Consider the following 17,405-nt stretch of genomic DNA (forward strand, 5'->3'; position numbering starts at 1 on the left):
GCCGGGCCCGGCCGGTACGGGCGAGCGCCCGATGCGGGTGATGCCCGCGCCCCGGACCTGGGCGCTGATCCCCTCGTGGGAGTGGCACCGGGCGGGTGTGGACGACAAGCGGGCCTCCACCATCCTGCGGGCCGTCCGGCTGGCCGCGCGGCTGGAGCAGACGGTGGGGATGAGCCCGGCCGAGGCGCGGACCCGGCTGGAGGTCGTCCCCGGCATCGGCCCGTGGACCTCGGCCGAGGTGGTGCAGCGCAGCCATGGCGCGCCGGACGAGGTGACCACGGGCGACCTGCACCTGCCCCGCATCGTCGGCTGGGCGCTGGCCGGTAACCGGGACGCGGACGACGCGGAGATGCTGCGCCTGCTGGAGCCGTACGCCCCCGAGGGCCAGCGTCACCGGGCCGCCCGCTATGTCCTGCTCAGCGGCAGCACCCCGCCGCGCCGGCACCCGAAGATGCGGAAGACGGACATCGGCAGGTGGTGATGCGGGCTCACTGGTCCGAGGAGAACCTGACCGCCCCGGCCGGGATGCGCGCGTCGCACCACACCCGGACCCCGTCCCGCAGTTCGTTGTCGGCTCCGACCACGGCGCCGTCCCCGACCACCGCACCCGTGAGGACCGACCGCTCACCCACGCGGGCCCGGCTGCCGATGAGGGAGTCGGTGACGACGGCGTCGGGCTCGATGACCGCGCCCGGCAGGATCGTGGAGCCGCACACCCGCGCCCCCTCGGCGACGAACGCGCCCTCGCCCACCACCGTGCCCCCGGTCAGCTTGGCGTCCGGCGCGACCCGGGCCGTCGGCAGGATCAGCCGGTCCCCGCGCCGGCCGGGTACGGCGGGTGAGGGGGCGCGGCCCATGACGAGGTCGGCGGAGCCCCGCACGAAGGCGGCCGGGGTGCCGAGGTCCAGCCAGTAGGTGGAGTCGACCATGCCCTGGAGGTGGGCACCGGCGGCCAGCAGACCGGGGAAGGTCTCGCGCTCGACGGAGACCGGGCGCCCGGCGGGGATGGTGTCGATGACGGAGCGGCGGAAGACGTAGGCGCCCGCGTTGATCTGGTCGGTGACGATCTCCTCCGGCGTCTGCGGCTTCTCCAGGAAGGCCAGTACGCGGCCGGTCTCGTCGGTGGGGACCAGTCCGTAGGCCCGGGGGTCGGTGACCTTGGTCAGGTGCAGGGAGACGTCGGCGCCGGTGGACTCGTGGGTGCCGACCAGGGCCCGGATGTCGAGGCCGGTGAGGATGTCGCCGTTGAAGATCAGGACGGGCTCGTCCGGGCCGGAGCGCAGCCGTTCGGCGACGTTGCGGATGGCGCCGCCGGTGCCGAGCGGCTCCTTCTCGGTGACGTACTCCAGGTGGAGGCCGAGGGCGGAGCCGTCGCCGAAGTGGGGTTCGAAGACCTCGGCGAGGTAGCTGGTGGCGAGGACGATGTGGTCCACGCCCGCGGCTCTCGCTCTCGCCAGCTGATGCGTGAGGAACGGCACCCCGGCCGCCGGGACCATGGGCTTGGGCGTGTGCACCGTGAGCGGCCGCAGCCGCGTGCCCTTGCCGCCGACCAGGAGGATCGCTTCTGTCACCTGTCGTCTCCGCTTCCTGCCGGGACCGGCGGAACGTCTCGTTTTCGGCCGGCCAGTGTAGGCAGACGGTGCGGGGCCGGCTTTCGATGGCCGCGCGGTGTCGGGCGGATCGGCCGGCGCCGTCCCCCGGCCGTACGCGTCCGCACGGGCGAGTGGCCGTCCCACACCGGGCGTGGGCACCGGTGCTGAGCGGCCGTCGGGCGCGGCTCCGCCCGCGTACCCTTGCGCGGATGAACGCCACCGATCGCACCCCAGCCGGCCTGCTGCGTTCCGCGCTCGCCGCGGACGCCGGACGCCCCCTGGTGACCTTCTACGACGACGCCACGGGCGAACGCGTCGAGCTGTCCGTCGCCACCTTCGCCAACTGGGTGGCCAAGACCGCCAATCTGCTCCAGGGCGAGCTGTCCGTGGCCCCCGGCGACCGGGTGGCGCTGCTGCTGCCCGCGCACTGGCAGACGGCCGTGTGGCTGCTGGCGTGCTCGTCGGTGGGCGCGGTGGCCGACGTCTCCGGGGACCCGGCCGCCGCCGACGTGGTGGTGAGCGGGCCGGACACCCTCGAGGAGGCGCGGGCCTGCCGGGGTGAGCGGGTCGCGCTGGCGCTGCGTCCGCTGGGCGGGCGGTTCCCTCAGGTGCCGGAGGGCTTCATGGACTACGCCGCCGAAGTACCGGGGCAGGGCGACCGTTTCGCCCCCTTCGCGCCGGTGGACCCGGAGGAGCCCGCGCTGATCGTGGCCGGGGCCGAGTTCAGCGGGGCCGAGGTGGTGGAGCGGGCGCTCGCCGACGCCCCCGGCCTCGACCTGACCGGGCCGGGCTCCCGGCTGCTGTCGGGGCTGCCGTACGACACCTGGGCCGGGCTGAGCGCGGGGCTGTACGCGCCGCTGGCCGCCGGGGGCTCGGTGGTGCTGTGCCGCAACCTCGACAGGCTGCCCGCCGACGCCCTGGCCAAGCGCATCGACACCGAGCGGGTGACGGCCTCCCGGCACTAGGGCCTCTCGTTCGGATCTTGCCGGGCTCGCGGGGGTCTGGCACCGCGCCCTGATCCGGCCTGATCCAAACGAACGACCCTAGGGCGGGTCCGACCCTTCCGGTCTGCCGCGCTCCGGACGACGACGCGAAGGGTCGGACAGGCCCTGGGGCATGCCTCGTTCGGCCCAGTAAAGGGCGCCCCGGAGCCGTCTGCGCGGCCATGGTCGTAGGAACAGGACTGACGCCCGGACGACCGCGAGGGGTGGTGCCGCCGTGCCCGAGAGCGCGGACGATCCGGCCGTGCCCGGAGCCTCGGCCACCGGGCACGGGCTCGCGCGGCGGCGCCGGCGGCGGTGGCTGAGGGGCGGCGCGCTCGGCACGGCCGTACTGCTCCTGGCGGCGGGCGGGTCCGGCTGGGCGCTGTACGCCCGGCTCAGCGACAACATCACCCCCGACGAGGCGGCCGCGCGGGAGCTGGCCCGCTATGACAAGGAGCGGCCCACCGCGCTGGTGTCGGGTGCGCAGAACATCCTGCTGATCGGCACCGACAGCCGCGCCGGGGACGGCAACGGGCAGTACGGGCGGGACTCGGGCGCGGAACGCTCGGACACCACGATCCTGCTCCACCTGGCGGCCGACCGGCGCAGCGCCACCGCCGTCTCGCTCCCCCGCGACCTGATGGTGCGCGTCCCGGCCTGCCCGCGCACCGGCGGCGGGCGGACCGAACCGTCGTTCGCCATGCTCAACACGGCCTTTCAGGTCGGTGGTTCGGCCTGCACCATCCGCACCGTCGAGGAGCTGACCGGCATCCGGGTCGACCACCACATGGTCGTCGACTTCAGCGGGTTCAAGCAGATGGTGGACGCCGTGGACGGAGTGCCGGTGTGCCTGCGGGAGCCGATCGACGACAAGGCGGCCAGGCTGAAGCTGCCGGCGGGACGGGTCACCCTCGACGGCGAGCAGGCGCTCGGCTACGTGCGGGCCCGCAAGACGCTCGGGGACGGCAGCGACACCGAACGGATGGACCGCCAGCAGCGGTTTCTCGGCGCGCTGGTGGAGAAGGTGCGCAGTGACGGCGTCCTGCTGAACCCGGTGAAGCTGTACCCGGTGCTGGACGCGGCGACCTCGGCGCTCACCACCGATCCCGAACTGGCCAGTCTGCGCGGCTTGTACCAGTTGGTCCGGGGGGTGCGTGAGATCCCCACCGAACATGTGCGGTTCCTCACCGCTCCGCGGGAGGCGTATGTATACGACTCCGACCGTGACCAACTGGTGCAGCCGGAGGCCGGGGAACTGTTCGCCCGGCTGCGGGCGGACCGGCCCGTCGAGGTGGCGGACACTTCACCGTATACCGGCGGTAAATCCCCCGGCGACAGCGCGGGAAACTCCCCTTCGGCCACCCCCACCTACCGGGGCAGCACGGCCGCCGCGCACACGTGTGAGTAATCCTCACACCAAATCGGCGAACTTTTGTTCAGAGGAATGAGCTGGATTGCCCAGTTCTAAGAACGTGGAATTCGTCACCGGCGTCGCTCGACCCTGAACAGGGCGGATAGTGTGAGCGATCCGGTGCACCCGGCTCGTGAGGTCCGTCCTCCGACCGCGCACCGTTTCACCGAGACCCGAGCGCCTACGAGGGGGAAGGCGCCGCGTGGCCCCGACGGAGGATTCGGACAACCGTGGACGCGCAGAGCCGTGGGCGGGCGGAGAACATCGACCCCGCAGACCAGTGGGTACTCAATCCGAACACCGGCGAATACGAACTGCGACTGGGCAATTCCGCACCGCAGTCGCCGGTTCCGGGACCGCGGGCCTCCCGGCGCGGCCGTCCCGCCGATCCCGAGGCCGAACGCGGCCGGGGCGGTGCGGCGGTACGGGAGGCTCCGGAGCGCGGCGCCGAGGTGCCGCAGCCGCGCCGCCGCAGGGGGGCCGAGCCGGAGCCGCCGCCGGGGCGGCGCAACCGGCGCCCGGTGAAGAAGAAGTCGAAGGCCAAGAAGGTCGTGGCCTGGACCGGCGGGGGCCTGGCGCTGGTGCTGGTCGCCACGGGCTCGGCGGGCTACCTCTACCTCAAGCATCTCGAGGGCAACGTCTCCGCGACCGACGTCGGCAACGCGGCGAAGCAGAGCTTCAGCAAGGACGACGCCTTCAACATACTGATCATCGGCACCGACAAGCGCACCGGCGCCGGCAACGAGGGCTACGGCGACAAGAACAGCGTCGGCCACGCGGACACCAACATCCTGCTGCACGTCGCCAAGGACCGCACCAACGCGACGGCGCTGAGCATCCCCCGCGACATGATCGTGGACGTGCCGGACTGCGAGACCCTCCAGCCCGACGGCAGCAGGAAGGTCATCCCCGGCTCGAGCCAGGTCCGCTTCAACACCAGCCTCGGCCAGGAGGGCCGGGACCCGGGCTGCACCATGCGCACGGTGAAGGCGGTCACGGGCATCACGCCGGACCACTTCATGATGGTCGACTTCAACGCGGTCAAGACGCTGACCTCGGCGGTCGGCGGCGTCAAGGTCTGCCTGAAGCACCCGGTCAACGACAAGGACTCCCACCTGCGGCTGCCCGCCGGCGAGTCCAAGATCGAGGGCGAGCAGGCGCTGGCCTTCGTCCGTACCCGGCACGCCTGGGGCAACGCGGGCGACCTGGACCGGATCAAGGTGCAGCAGCAGTTCATGGGGTCGCTCATGCGGGACATGTCCTCCAGCGACACCCTGACCAACCCCGGCAAGCTGCTGGACCTCGCCGAGGCGGCGACCAACGCGCTCACCGTCGACAAGGGCATCAAATCCGTGAGCACGCTCAAGGACATCGCGCTGGAGATGAAGAAGGTGCCGCCGAAGAACATCACCTTCCTCACGGTGCCGGTGAAGGACAACCCCGCGGACGGCGTGGTCCACAAGACCGTGATCGTCAACCCCGAACTGGGGCCACCCGTCTTCGACGCCATCAACAACGACGTCTCCTTCACCGACGTCAAGAAGAAGGAGAAGGCCGCCAAGGACGCCCAGGCCGCCCGGCTCAAGGGCACCAGGTCGGCCCCCTCCGACGTGCGGGTGCGCATCATGAACGGCGGCGCGGCCGACGGCGCCGCGCAGGACGTCGTGAACTGGATGCAGACCGAGAAGGGCATCCTCAAGTCGGAGAACGCGGGCAACGCTCCGGCCGGGGTGAGCAGGACGACGCTGGAGTACGCGCCCGACCAGGCACCGCAGGCACGTGAACTGGCCGCCCTCATGGGCCTGTCCGGCTCGGCGCTGAAGCCGGGCAAGAGCGTCACCAACGCTCAGGGTCTGCCCACGATGTCGCTGACGCTGGGCAAGGACTTCAAGGGCGCGGGCGTCTCGCTCACGGCTCCGGCGAAGGCGCCGGATGTGGGTGAGAAGTCCACCGCCGACAAGGTGGAGTGCGCCTCCTAGGTAACCCAATGGGCCCGTCGTGCGTCTAACCCGGCGCGGGACGGGCCCGTTTGCTGCGTGTGTGGTGGAAGGACGGGGAGTTGTCGCAAAGTCGGGTTCGGGGGAGGGGTTCGGTGGCGCAGGACACCAGGGAGCGCGCGCCGAGGGCCGGGGGCCCGCGCGACGGAGGCCCGAGGCGGCGCGGCGGCCGCGGCGCGAAGCGGGGCGGGCGGCGCGCGCTGCGCTGGTCGGCGAGTGTGCTGGCGCTGCTGATACTCGGCACGGCCGGCGCCGGATACCTGTACTACCAGCACCTCAACGGCAACATCCAAAGGGGCGCGCGCAGCGGCAGCGACGACTCGCGGGCCCAGCGGACCCGGCCCAACGCGGACGGCCAGACCCCGCTGAACATCCTGTTGATCGGCTCCGACAGCCGCGCCTCCGCGGAGAACGTCAAGCTCGGCGGCAGCAAGGACAACCGCGACAACCCGCCCCTCGGTGACGTGCAGATGCTGATCCACGTCTCCGCGGACCGGAAGAGCGCCGCCATGGTGAGCATCCCCCGCGACACCCGCGTGGACATCCCCGAGTGCAAGGACGCCAAGACCGGACGGGTCTACCCGGCGACCAACGACATCATCAACACCACGCTCGCCCGCGGCGGCGCCGGCTGCACGCTGGCGACCTGGGAGAACCTCACCGGGGTCTACATCGACCACTGGATGACGATCGACTTCGCCGGTGTGGTGCGGATGGCGGACGCGATCCGCGGGGTCGACGTGTGCGTCAACCAGAACGTCTGGGACCGCTCCACCGCCGCCCAGCGCGGCGGGTCCGGCCTGAAGATGACGGCGGGGACGCACAAGGTCAAGGGCGAGCAGGCCCTGCAGTGGCTGCGCACCCGGCACGCCTGGGGCAGCGACGTGATGCGCGCCCGCGCCCAGCACATGTACCTGAACTCGATGATCCGCACCCTCAAGGGCCAGAACGTCTTCACCGACAGCGGCCGGCTGATGGACCTCGCCGAGGCGGCCACCAAGTCCCTGACCGTGTCCGACGAGATCAGCAGCGTCAAGAAGCTGTACGACCTCGGCATGGAGCTGAAGGCGGTGCCGACCAACCGCATCACGTCGGTGACGATGCCGAACATCGAGGATCCGCAGAACAGTTCGCATGTGCTTCCCGCCCAGGGCAGCGCCGACAAGCTGTGGCAGATGCTCCGCGAGGACGTCTCCCTCGACAAGAACGGCAAGCCGGCCAAGAAGACGGTCGCGGACGCCGAGCCCGCCAAGGCGCCCTCGGCGGCTCCCGAGCGGCTCGGGGTGCAGGTGCAGAACGGCACCCGCAGCGACACCCTGGCCCCGGTCGGCGGCCGCGCCCGCGCGGTGGCGAGCGCCCTGGGCGCCAAGGGGTACGGCCAGGCCCAGGCGGACACCACGGCCGCGCCGGCCGCCGAGGAGACGGTGGTGCGCTATCCGAGCGCCGACCTGGAGGGCGACGCCCAGGCCGTGGCCAAGGCGCTGGGCATCCCGGTGAAGCAGGTGGAACGTTCCACCGACGTCTCCGGCGTGACCGTCGTGGTCGGCGCGGACTGGCGCACCGGCGACACGTACCCCAGGAAGGCCGCCCCGAAGGCCGGCGACCTCCCCACCGGCACGGACGCCATCAACGGCTCGGACGACAAGTCCTGCATGGACGTGTACAAGCCGTACCGCTGGTAGCCGCCCGATGCGAGAAGGGCCCCTCCCCGCTGCGGGAGGGGCCCTTCTCGCATCGTCACTACCGGGGTTCGAGCACCGCCGGGCGGCGGGACGCGATGACGCGCTTCGCCAGGGACCTGGGACTGGTCAGGAAGCCGAAGCCCCAGGACATGTGCATGGTGGCGAGGGCGACCGGGATCTGGAGGCGGGCCTTGAGGGGGAGGCCCTTGCCTGCCGGTATCGAGCCCGCGGCGATGGCGGCCAGGTAGCCGGCGGGGACCAGGAAGCCCCAGGGGGTCAGGGCCACACCGACCACCACGCCCGCCGCGATGGCGCACACGGCGGCCGGCGGGGCGAGGTAGCGGAGGTTGATGGAGCCCTCGTGGTAGCGGGCGACGACGTGCCGCCAGCGGCCGTAGTCCTTGTACTGCTTGGCCAGCGCCTTGACGCTCGGGCGCGGCCGGTAGGAGACGCGCAGCTCGGGCGAGAACCAGATCAGGCCGCCCGCCTCGCGGATGCGGAAGTTCAGCTCCCAGTCCTGGGCGCGGATGAACTCCTCGTTGTATCCGCCCTGTTGCTCCAGCGCCTCACGGCGGAACACCCCGAGGTAGACCGTCTCGGCGGGGGCGGCCGCGCCACCGGTGTGGAAGGCGGCGTTGCCGACGCCGATCTTGGAGGTCATCGCGGCGGCGACCGCGTGCTCCCAGTCGTTCTCGCCCTCGGCGTGCATGATGCCGCCGACGTTCTGCGCGCCGGTCTCCTCAAGGAGCCGTACAGCGGTGGCGATGTAGTTCGGCGAGAGGATGCCGTGGCCGTCCACGCGGACGACGACCGGGTGCCGGGACGCCCTGATCGCGGCGTTCAGCGCGGCGGGGGTCCGGCCGGTGGGGTTGGGGACAGTGACCACGCGGGGGTCCTCGGCCACCAGCTCGGCCGCGATCTCGTCCGTACGGTCCGACGACGGACCGAGGGCGATCACGACCTCCATGTCGCCGGCGTACTCCTGCGCGAGGATCGCCCGGACGGCGCCGCGCAGATGCCGCTCCTCGTTGAGCACGGGCATGATCACGGACACGGCGGGCTGCCGCACGTCGGGCTTGGCGTTCATAGAGGGCTCACGTTACCGCGAATGGGGGACACCGTTGCGCGCCGCCGCGGCCGCGACGCGGGCTGGAGATCGTATCGGCCTACGGTGATCACATTCCCACGTACGGCCGCATCCCGGAGGTGTCCCTTGCCCAGACCGCCTCGGCCCCCCGCCCCGTCCGTCCGGGGTGCGGGGGGCGCTCCCAGGCCGCCGCGCCGGCCGCGGCCGGCAGGCAGGGTGCGACGGGCTCCGCTCGCCCGCAGGCGGCGGCCGCGCTGGGCGGTGCGGGTGGTGTCCGCGCTGTCGGTGACGGTGCTCGCCTCCGCCGGGATCGGCCACGCGGTGGTCTCCGGCCTGGACTCCGGCATCGCCCGCGTCGACGCCTTCAAGGACATGAAGAACCGGCCCCGCGCGGGCCACGGCATGAACGTGCTGCTGGTCGGCACGGACGGCCGGGACAAGATCACCGAGGCGGAGCGGCGCGCGTACAGGCTGGGCGGCGCGCCCTGCCACTGCACCGACACGATGATGATCGTGCACATCTCGGAGGACCGGGAGCGGGCCAGTGTGGTGAGCCTGCCGCGCGACTCGTACACCGAGGTGCCCGAGCACGTCGACCAGACCACCGGTGAGCGGCACCACGCGCACCCGACGAAGCTGAACGCGGCGTACGCCGAGGGCGGCCCGCAGCTCACCGTGCGCACGGTGGAGGCAATGACGCATGTGAAGATCGACCACTATCTGGAGGTCGACTTCACCAGCTTCATGAAGACGGTGGACGTGCTCGGCGGGGTGAAGATCTGCACCCCGACCCCGCTGAAGGACTCCTACACCGGGCTCGACCTCGCGCCCGGCCCGCACACCCTGGGCGGCGGAGAGGCGCTCCAGTACGTCCGTGCCCGGCATGTGGACGGGGCGAGCGACCTGGGCCGCATGCAGCGCCAGCAGCGGTTCATGGCGGCGCTGATCGAGCGGGCCACTTCCTCTGGGGTGCTGTTCAACCCCATGCGGTTCCGGGACGTGACGCGGGCGGTGCTCGGCTCGGTGCGGGCGGACAACGGGTTCGGCACGGACGAGCTGCTCGACCTCGGCCGGGCCATGCGGAACTTCTCGCCCTCGTCCTCGGAGTTCACCACCGTGCCCATCGGGCAGATGGGGTTCGCCGTGAAGGGCGTCGGCTCGACCCTGAAGTGGGACCCGGTCAAGTCCGAGCAGCTCTTCACGAACCTGCGCGACGACAAGCCGCTCGGCGCCCACCCGGCGACGAAGGCCCCGGCGGCCACGACCGTCGAGGTGGACCCGCACACGGTCCGGGTCCGGGTGGAGAACGGCACCGGCACGGCGGGGCTCGGCCGCAAGGTGGACGCGGCCCTCGCCGCGACCGGCTTCGCCACCACCCGCAGGCCGGTGACCGCGGCGCATCCCGCCGCGCGCACGGTCATCTCCTACGACCCCCGCTGGGACCGCTCCGCCCGCTCCCTCGCCGTCGCCCTCCCCGGCAGCGAACTCCACACGACCCCCGGCCTCGGTCCCGTCCTCCGCGTGACCGCCGGCGCCGACTGGAAGTCCGTCCACCCGGTGAAGCCCCCTCAGATCGCCACCCCGGACGCCCCGGTGGTCCGGGGGGACGAGGTGGTGTGCTCCGGGGAGGCGTAGCGCGGCCCGGACGGGTAGGGGGGTGCGGCACGGCTGCCCTCCAGCACCCGGCGAGGCTGGGCGGGGCGACGGTCGGACAGGGCTGTTGGCCGGCGCTCAGTGCGGGCGTTCAGTCGGTGATGCCCTCCGCCGCACGGCGTTCGCGGAGCTCCCGGATGGCCCGGCGGCGGGCGAGGCGGTGGGTGCGGCGGATCTGGGCTTCCTGGTGACGGCGGCGGTCGCGTTCGGTCTCGGGGAGGACCGGTGGGACCTGGCGCGGCTTGCCGTCGGCGTCGACTCCGGTGAAGACGAGGTAGGCGGAGCCGACCTGGGTGGGGGGCGCGGACTCGTTCCAGCGCTCGGCCAGGACCCGCACGCCGATCTCCATGGAGGTGCGGCCGGTCCAGTTCACCTGGGCCTTGACGTGCACCAGGTCGCCGACGCGCACCGGCTCCAGGAAGACCATCTCGTCCATGGACGCGGTGACGGCGGGCCCGCCGGAGTGGCGGCCCGCCACGGCGCCCGCGGCGTCGTCGACGAGCTTCATGATCACACCACCGTGCACCGTACCCAGCAGGTTGGTGTCGTTGTGGGTCATGATGTGGCTGAGGGTGGTGCGGGAAGCGGAAGTGGGCTTGCCCGGAATCTCCGGAGAAGCGGCGGGCGCCTGGTCTGTCATGTCCCCCACCTTATGCCGAAGCGGCTTTCGCGGAATTTATGTCGGGTTCGCAACAGAGGCGCTCCGATTTTCCGACAACCCTTGTAAGGCATCAGTGGGCACCCTGCACACTGGGGCGCATGAATGACTGGCCCGAAGGATGGTCCGACGACGAGCGCGGCCCCCGCTACGGACGCGGCAGCGCCGGTGCGCAGCCGGAAGGCCCGCGCGTGATGCGGCAAGTACGACGCCCGGCCGCGCCGCCGCCCGGCGCTCCCGCGCCGCAGTACGGCGGCGGTGTGCCCCGGCAGCCGTCGTACGTCGACGGCCAGGGCCACGACGGCTACGACAGCGGTTACAACACCGGCCAGGTGTACGGCGGTGGCGGCCCGGGGGGCCCCGGCGCCCCGGCCGGCACTCGCGCACCCCGCCCGGCGCCCAACTGGGGCCGCCGGATCAAGGTCGGCGCGATCACCCTGGCCACCGTGCTGGTCGTCACCTCGGTGGCCACCTACTTCTGGGCCGACTCCAAGCTGAACCGGGACGTCGACCTCTCCCAGGTGATCGACCGCCCCTCCGAGGGGGAGGGCACCAACTACCTCATCGTCGGCTCCGACAGCCGCAAGGGCATGACGAGCGAGGACAAGAAGAGACTCCACACGGGGTCGGCCGAGGGCCAGCGCACGGACTCGGTGATGATCCTGCACGTCGGCTCCAACGGCGACACCCTGATATCCCTGCCCCGCGACTCCGACGTGGTCGTCCCCTCCTACAAGGGCTCCACCTCGGGCAAGGTGTACCCCGCCACCGGCCGGCACGCGAAGCTGAACGCGACCTACGCCGAGGACGGCCCGACCCTGCTGACCCGGACCGTGGAGTACAACACCGGGCTGCACATCGACCACTACGTGGAGATCGGCTTCGCCGGCTTCGCCAACATCGTGGACGCGGTCGGCGGCGTCGACATCAAGATCGACAAGGGCTTCAAGGACAAGTACTCCGGCGCCGACTTCCAGGCGGGCGAGCAGACCCTCAACGGTGAGCAGGCCCTCGCCTTCGTCCGCACCCGGCACGCCTTCGCCGCCTCCGACCTGGAGCGGACCAAGAACCAGCAGAAGTTCCTCGCGGCGCTGGCCCACCAGGTGGCGACGCCGTCGACCGTGCTGAACCCCTTCAAGTTCTACCCGACGATGGGCGCGGGCCTGGACTCCCTCAGCGTCGACAAGGACATGGGCCTGTTCGACCTGGCCTCGATGTTCTGGGCGATGAAGGGCGTCAACGGCGGCGACGGCACGTCCCTGAACATGCCCGTCTCCGGCTCCGTCGGCGGCAACCTCGTCTGGGACAAGGCGAAGGTGAAGACGCTGGTGGACGAGCTGAAGAACGACGAGAAGGTCACCGTCTCGGGCAACTGAGCGATCCCTGGGCGTGAGGCCCCGGACCCCGCTTCGGACAGCGCGGGCGGCCACTTCGTGGGGCCGCCCGCGCTGCCGTCGGCACCACCGCGGATCACCGTCGGGGGATGTTTGCCCACTTTGGACCGGACCTTATTTATTTGTCGCCGAGAACTGACCCCACCTCGCAAGCACATCTCCTGTCCATTGACTCCGATCCATGCGCTCGGTAGCTTGTGATCTTGAAAATGGACATGCATGTGCATGACAGCGGAGGTATTTCAGTGAAGGCAAAAAGAGCCCTTGTCGCCGGCGCTGCACTTCTGACGACCCTCCTGGGGGCGACTCAGGGCACCGCGTTCGCCGACATTCACAATTCGTCGGACACATTGGGGCACACGGGCCGGTGCGCCTCCAGTCACGTATGTCTCTACTACGGCTCGGGCCAGTCGGGCGCCAAGTTCACCCGCGCCTACGACGACAACAACGCCAAGATCACACTCGCCATACCGGACCTCGCGGGCTACACCTTCGACTCCTCAGGTTCCGGTGCGGGGCAAGCGGTGAAGAATAATGCCGCGTCTGCGGAGATCTACGGCTCGCACTGTTCCATGTGGGTCTACTACAACTCCAACTACGGTGGCAACATCGACTACTTCGGCGACAGCTCCTACGGGCAGCTCTGGTACACGTACAACCAGAACGCTTCCCTGAAGGCGGGCTGCCCGTAAACCATGTGCCGACCCTGACCGATCTTTGCGGTCAGGGTCGGCAACCTGAAGAATCGATAAATGATGCGACACATCAGAAATATGCTCACCGCGACATGCGCCACAGCCACCCTGTTGGCGCTTTCTTCTTGCGCCGCTCACTCGGACGGTCCCGCCCGAGCTCCTCAGAGGTCAGCGCCTGCGAAGCATACGGAGCCGTCGCAGCGAAGCAGACAAGCGCAATCGCTTCAGGACACCGAGCTCAATCCGCTGCCACTCCCCGTGCAAAAGTATCTCCTGACGCCAGGCAAGACCGCAGGAATCAGGACCGCGACGATCGTCCTGGCGAACGACTGCTTGCGGCAGCGGAACATCGCACCCATAAAAACGGCGACGAGCAAGGAAAGTCACCACACCGATCCGGACCCCTACGAGGTCGGGCGACGCTACGGGCCGATCGTCAGGGCCGACATTTTGGCTTACGGATATCACCTTCCTCCCGAGTGGTTCGGGAAAGCGGCTCCGACTCCCAGGATGTCGGCTCGGCAGGAGGCCGCCATGGACGGCCCGTCGGGTTGTCTTGCCGCCTCCCAGAAAGAACTGCTGGGGAGCCATACGCTGGACTCCCCAGTCGCGCGGCAGATCAGCAGCAAGAGCTTCGTGGAATCTCTCGAGGACCCCGAAGTGAAGGCCGCCACCGCAGACTGGTCCGCCTGCATGACCAAAAGGGGTTACTCGTACAAGAGCCCTTTGCAGGCGCTCTCCAAGGCCGATCTGAAGATGCCGAAGGCGAGCGCACAGGAACTGCGTATCGCGGCCGCCGACTACTCCTGCAAAGTATCCACCGACCTGATCTCCACATGGCAGAACGTCGAGATCAGGATTCAGAAAGCCGAAATAGCGAAGCATCTGCGGCAACTGAAGGAAGCGGACGCGCAGAGGGCCGCGATCATGGCAAAAGCCGAAAGGATCATCGACCAGGGCGCGTAGGGGCGTCCGGTACGCCGAGGACCGGTCGCCCGATCGCACGACAGCCCNNGGGGCTGTCGTGCGATCGGGTCAGTGTCGGCCAAGAACCTACTTCGGCAGGTTGCGGGCCATGACGATCCGCTGGACCTGGTTGGTGCCCTCGTAGATCTGGGTGATCTTGGCGTCGCGCATCATGCGCTCGACCGGGTAGTCACGGGTGTAGCCGTAGCCGCCGAGGAGCTGGACGGCGTCGGTGGTGACCTCCATCGCCACGTCCGAGGCGAAGCACTTGGCGGCGGCGCCCTGGAAGGTGAGGTCGGCGTCGACGCGCTCGGAGGCGGCCGCGGCCTGGTAGGTCAGGGCGCGGGCGGCGGCGATCTTCATCGCCATGTCGGCCAGCATGAACTGGATGCCTTGGAAGTCCGCGATCGGCTTGCCGAACTGCTTGCGCTCCTGGACGTAGCCCTTGGCGTAGTCGAGGGCGCCCTGGGCGACACCGAGGGCCTGTGCGGCGATGGTGATGCGGGTGTGGTCCAGCGTCTTCATCGCGGTGGCGAAGCCGGTGCCCTCCTCGCCGATCATGCGGTCGGCGGGGATGCGGACGTTGTCGAAGTAGACCTCGCGGGTCGGGGAGCCCTTGATGCCGAGCTTCTTCTCCGGGGCGCCGAAGGAGACACCCTCGTCCGACTTCTCCACCACGAAGGCGGAGATGCCCTTGGAGCGCTTGGTGGGGTCGGTCACGGCCATCACCGTGTAGTACTCGGAGACGCCCGCGTTGGTGATCCAGCGCTTGACGCCGTTGAGCACCCAGAAGTCGCCGTCGCGCACGGCCTTGGTCTTCATGCCGGCCGCGTCCGAGCCCGCCTCCGGCTCGGAGAGGCAGTAGGAGAACATGCCGTCGCCCTTGGCCAGCGGGCCCAGGTACTTCTTCTTCAGCTCGGTGGAGCCGGAGAGGATCACCGGGAGGGAGCCGAGCTTGTTCACGGCCGGGATCAGCGAGGACGACACGCAGGCGCGGGCCACCTCCTCGATCACGATGACCGTGGCGAGCGCGTCGGCGCCGGCGCCGCCGAACTCCTCGGGGACGTGGACGGCGTGCAGGTCGTTGGCGACCAGCGCGTCCAGCGCCTCCTGCGGGAAGCGGGCCTCCTCGTCCACCGCGGCGGCGAACGGCGCGATCTTCGCCTCGACCAGCGAGCGGACGGCGTCCCGGAGCATCTCGTGCTCCTCGGACGGGCGGTACAGGTCGAAGTCAGCCGATCCGGCCACGGTCTCTCACGCTCCAAAGACGCTGTGATACTGACGCTAATTACCGTTAAGTAACTGAAAGTTTAGAGCGCCGCCCCCGGCCCGCATAGGTGAGCTTGGCGACAGCGGGAGATTTCCCCCGGTCGCGACACGACTATGCTCGGGGGCCGCATCATCGACGGACCCCCGCTGGAGCACCCATGAGCCTGAAGATCACCGTGATCGGCACCGGCTATCTCGGCGCCACGCACGCCGCGGCCATGGCCGAACTCGGCTTCGAGGTACTGGGGCTCGACGTGGTCCCCGAGAAGATCGCGCTGCTGGAGCGGGGCGAGACCCCGATGTACGAGCCCGGTCTGGACGAGCTGCTGCGCGCGCATGTCGCGGGCATCGAGGGCTCGACCGGACGGCTCCGCTTCACCACCGACTTCGCCGAGGCGGCGGAGTTCGGCGACGTCCACTTCGTCTGCGTCAACACCCCGCAGAAGCACGGCGAGTACGCCTGCGACATGAGCTACGTGGACTCCGCCATCGCCTCCCTCGCCCCGCATCTGCGCCGCCCGGCTCTGGTGGTCGGCAAGTCGACGGTGCCGGTGGGCTCGGCCGACCGGCTCGCCGCCTACCTCGCCGAGCACGCGCCCGCCGGGGCCGACGCCGAGCTGGCCTGGAACCCCGAGTTCCTGCGCGAGGGCTTCGCCGTGCAGGACACCCTGCACCCGGACCGGGTCGTGGTCGGTGTGCGCAGTGAGCGCGCGGAGAAGCTGCTGCGCGAGGTGTACGCGACCCCGCTGGGCGAGGGCACGCCGTTCGTGGTGACCGACTTCCCGACCGCCGAGCTGGTGAAGACGGCCGCGAACTCCTTCCTCGCCACCAAGATCTCCTTCATCAACGCCATGGCCGAGGTCTGCGAGGCCGCCGACGGTGACGTGGTGAAGCTGGCCGAGGCCATCGGGCACGACGAGCGGATCGGCAGGAAGTTCCTCCGCGCCGGGATCGGCTTCGGCGGCGGCTGCCTGCCCAAGGACATCCGGGCCTTCATGGCGCGCGCCGGTGAGCTGGGCGCGGACCAGGCACTCACCTTCCTCCGCGAGATCGACTCCATCAACATGCGCCGGCGCGGCGAGATGGTGGAGATGGCGCGGGAGGCGCTGGGCGGGGGCTCGTTCCTCGGCAAGCGGGTCGCGGTGCTCGGGGCCACCTTCAAGCCCGATTCCGACGACGTCCGGGACTCCCCCGCGCTGAACGTGGCCGGCCAGATACACCTCCAGGGCGGCCAGGTCACGGTGTACGACCCGAAGGGCATGGACAACGCCCGCAAGCTGTTCCCGACGCTGGGCTACGCCGAGTCGGCGCGCGAGGCGGTACGGGGCGCGGACGTGGTGCTGCACCTGACCGAGTGGCGGGAGTTCCGCGAGCTGGACCCGGCGGTGCTGGGCGAGGTCGCGGCGTCGCGGGTCGTACTGGACGGACGGAACGCGCTGGACCCGGTGCCGTGGCGCAAGGCGGGCTGGACGTTCCGGGCGATGGGCCGCCCGACCGCGTGACCCTGCTTCTGTACGACGCCGGTTCGGCCGAGGCTCAGTCGGCCGAACCGGCGTCTGTGCGCATTGTGCACCACCGGGCCGGGGGTCGGCCGCACAACCCCCCGTCTCTTACCTGTCCTTGGCCCGGTAGCGGCGCATCTTCGCGCGCGCCCCGCACACCTGCATCGAGCACCAGCGGCTCCGGCCCGCGGGGCTGCGGTCGTAGTACGCCCAGTGGCAGGTCGGCGCCTCGCACGCCTTGAGCCGCTGCCAGGTGCCCCCGGCCAGCGCACCGGCGACGGCGGCGGCGACACGGCCGAGCAGCGGGCCGGGGTCGGCGGGGGCGAGGGCGGCGGACCCGTCGGTGTCGTCCACCGTGACCAACAGCGGGGCGAGGGCGAGCAGTTCGCCGAGCGGGGTGACCGTGGCGTGCGGCGGGTGCCCGGCGTGCGCGAGGAGCGTGGCGCGCAGCGACTCGCGCAGGGCGCGGGCGGTGTCCAGCTCTCCGTCCCCGACGCCGAGGGCCGCGCGGCCCTC

15 protein-coding genes are annotated in these 17,405 nt (G+C 70.7%); 10 read left to right on the plus strand and 5 right to left on the minus strand.

Annotated elements, in window-relative coordinates; genetic code table 11:
- Window positions 1-481, plus strand: a 481-nt coding sequence (locus CCN33_RS32930; protein WP_425275838.1) for a DNA-3-methyladenine glycosylase family protein, incomplete at its 5' end; no start/stop codon positions are given.
- A 7-nt stretch (window positions 482-488) separates the two neighbouring features.
- Here CCN33_RS32930 and manB read toward each other — a convergent pair.
- Window positions 489-1,571: a mannose-1-phosphate guanylyltransferase gene (gene manB / locus CCN33_RS12455; RefSeq protein WP_086693696.1), complete on the minus strand. Its 1,083-nt coding sequence runs from the start codon at window positions 1,569-1,571 to the stop codon at window positions 489-491.
- 230 nt (window positions 1,572-1,801) lie between these two features.
- Here manB and CCN33_RS12460 point away from each other — a divergent pair, with 230 nt between their 5' ends.
- The 4 genes from CCN33_RS12460 to CCN33_RS12475 all read left to right on the plus strand — a co-directional run bounded on the left by CCN33_RS12460 (window position 1,802) and on the right by CCN33_RS12475 (window position 7,665).
- Complete coding sequence (locus tag CCN33_RS12460; protein WP_086693697.1) at window positions 1,802-2,557, plus strand: TIGR03089 family protein; 756 nt, start codon at window positions 1,802-1,804, stop codon at window positions 2,555-2,557.
- A 253-nt stretch (window positions 2,558-2,810) separates the two neighbouring features.
- Window positions 2,811-3,983: an LCP family protein gene (locus tag CCN33_RS12465; protein ID WP_086693698.1), complete on the plus strand. Its 1,173-nt coding sequence runs from the start codon at window positions 2,811-2,813 to the stop codon at window positions 3,981-3,983.
- A gap of 233 nt (window positions 3,984-4,216) precedes the next feature.
- On the plus strand, window positions 4,217-5,965 hold the full coding sequence (locus CCN33_RS12470) for an LCP family protein (protein WP_086693699.1): 1,749 nt from the start codon (window positions 4,217-4,219) through the stop codon (window positions 5,963-5,965).
- Window positions 5,966-6,045: 80 nt separating this feature from the next.
- Window positions 6,046-7,665 (plus strand): LCP family protein, encoded by a 1,620-nt coding sequence (locus CCN33_RS12475; RefSeq protein WP_086693700.1) that lies wholly within the window; start codon window positions 6,046-6,048, stop codon window positions 7,663-7,665.
- A gap of 58 nt (window positions 7,666-7,723) precedes the next feature.
- Here the strand turns inward: CCN33_RS12475 and CCN33_RS12480 are convergent, their stop codons facing one another.
- Window positions 7,724-8,752: a glycosyltransferase family 2 protein gene (locus CCN33_RS12480; protein ID WP_086693701.1), complete on the minus strand. Its 1,029-nt coding sequence runs from the start codon at window positions 8,750-8,752 to the stop codon at window positions 7,724-7,726.
- A 126-nt stretch (window positions 8,753-8,878) separates the two neighbouring features.
- Here CCN33_RS12480 and CCN33_RS12485 point away from each other — a divergent pair, with 126 nt between their 5' ends.
- Window positions 8,879-10,387 (plus strand): LCP family protein, encoded by a 1,509-nt coding sequence (locus CCN33_RS12485; protein ID WP_244173776.1) that lies wholly within the window; start codon window positions 8,879-8,881, stop codon window positions 10,385-10,387.
- 109 nt (window positions 10,388-10,496) lie between these two features.
- On the opposite strand, the gene CCN33_RS12490 is transcribed toward CCN33_RS12485, so the two are convergent.
- Window positions 10,497-11,045, minus strand: coding sequence for an acyl-CoA thioesterase (locus tag CCN33_RS12490; RefSeq protein WP_030814401.1), 549 nt, complete (start codon window positions 11,043-11,045; stop codon window positions 10,497-10,499).
- 119 nt (window positions 11,046-11,164) lie between these two features.
- On the opposite strand from CCN33_RS12490, the gene CCN33_RS12495 reads away from it, so the two are divergent.
- The 3 genes from CCN33_RS12495 to CCN33_RS12505 all read left to right on the plus strand — a co-directional run bounded on the left by CCN33_RS12495 (window position 11,165) and on the right by CCN33_RS12505 (window position 14,118).
- The gene (locus CCN33_RS12495) at window positions 11,165-12,439 is read left to right on the plus strand and encodes an LCP family protein (protein ID WP_208621732.1); all 1,275 of its coding nucleotides are present in this window, start codon (window positions 11,165-11,167) and stop codon (window positions 12,437-12,439) included.
- Between the two features lie 368 nt (window positions 12,440-12,807).
- Complete coding sequence (locus CCN33_RS12500; protein ID WP_167387838.1) at window positions 12,808-13,149, plus strand: peptidase inhibitor family I36 protein; 342 nt, start codon at window positions 12,808-12,810, stop codon at window positions 13,147-13,149.
- 261 nt (window positions 13,150-13,410) lie between these two features.
- Window positions 13,411-14,118 (plus strand): hypothetical protein, encoded by a 708-nt coding sequence (locus CCN33_RS12505; protein ID WP_086693704.1) that lies wholly within the window; start codon window positions 13,411-13,413, stop codon window positions 14,116-14,118.
- Between the two features lie 87 nt (window positions 14,119-14,205).
- Here CCN33_RS12505 and CCN33_RS12510 read toward each other — a convergent pair whose 3' ends face one another.
- Complete coding sequence (locus CCN33_RS12510) at window positions 14,206-15,366, minus strand: acyl-CoA dehydrogenase family protein (protein ID WP_086693705.1); 1,161 nt, start codon at window positions 15,364-15,366, stop codon at window positions 14,206-14,208.
- Window positions 15,367-15,545: 179 nt separating this feature from the next.
- On the opposite strand from CCN33_RS12510, the gene CCN33_RS12515 reads away from it, so the two are divergent.
- Window positions 15,546-16,889: a UDP-glucose dehydrogenase family protein gene (locus tag CCN33_RS12515; protein WP_086693706.1), complete on the plus strand. Its 1,344-nt coding sequence runs from the start codon at window positions 15,546-15,548 to the stop codon at window positions 16,887-16,889.
- 108 nt (window positions 16,890-16,997) lie between these two features.
- Here the strand turns inward: CCN33_RS12515 and CCN33_RS12520 are convergent.
- The coding region (locus tag CCN33_RS12520) for a CGNR zinc finger domain-containing protein (protein ID WP_086693707.1) at window positions 16,998-17,405 on the minus strand (408 nt) is incomplete at its 5' end.

The organism is Streptomyces recifensis, assembly GCF_002154615.1.
GTDB lineage: Bacteria > Actinomycetota > Actinomycetes > Streptomycetales > Streptomycetaceae > Streptomyces > Streptomyces griseoluteus.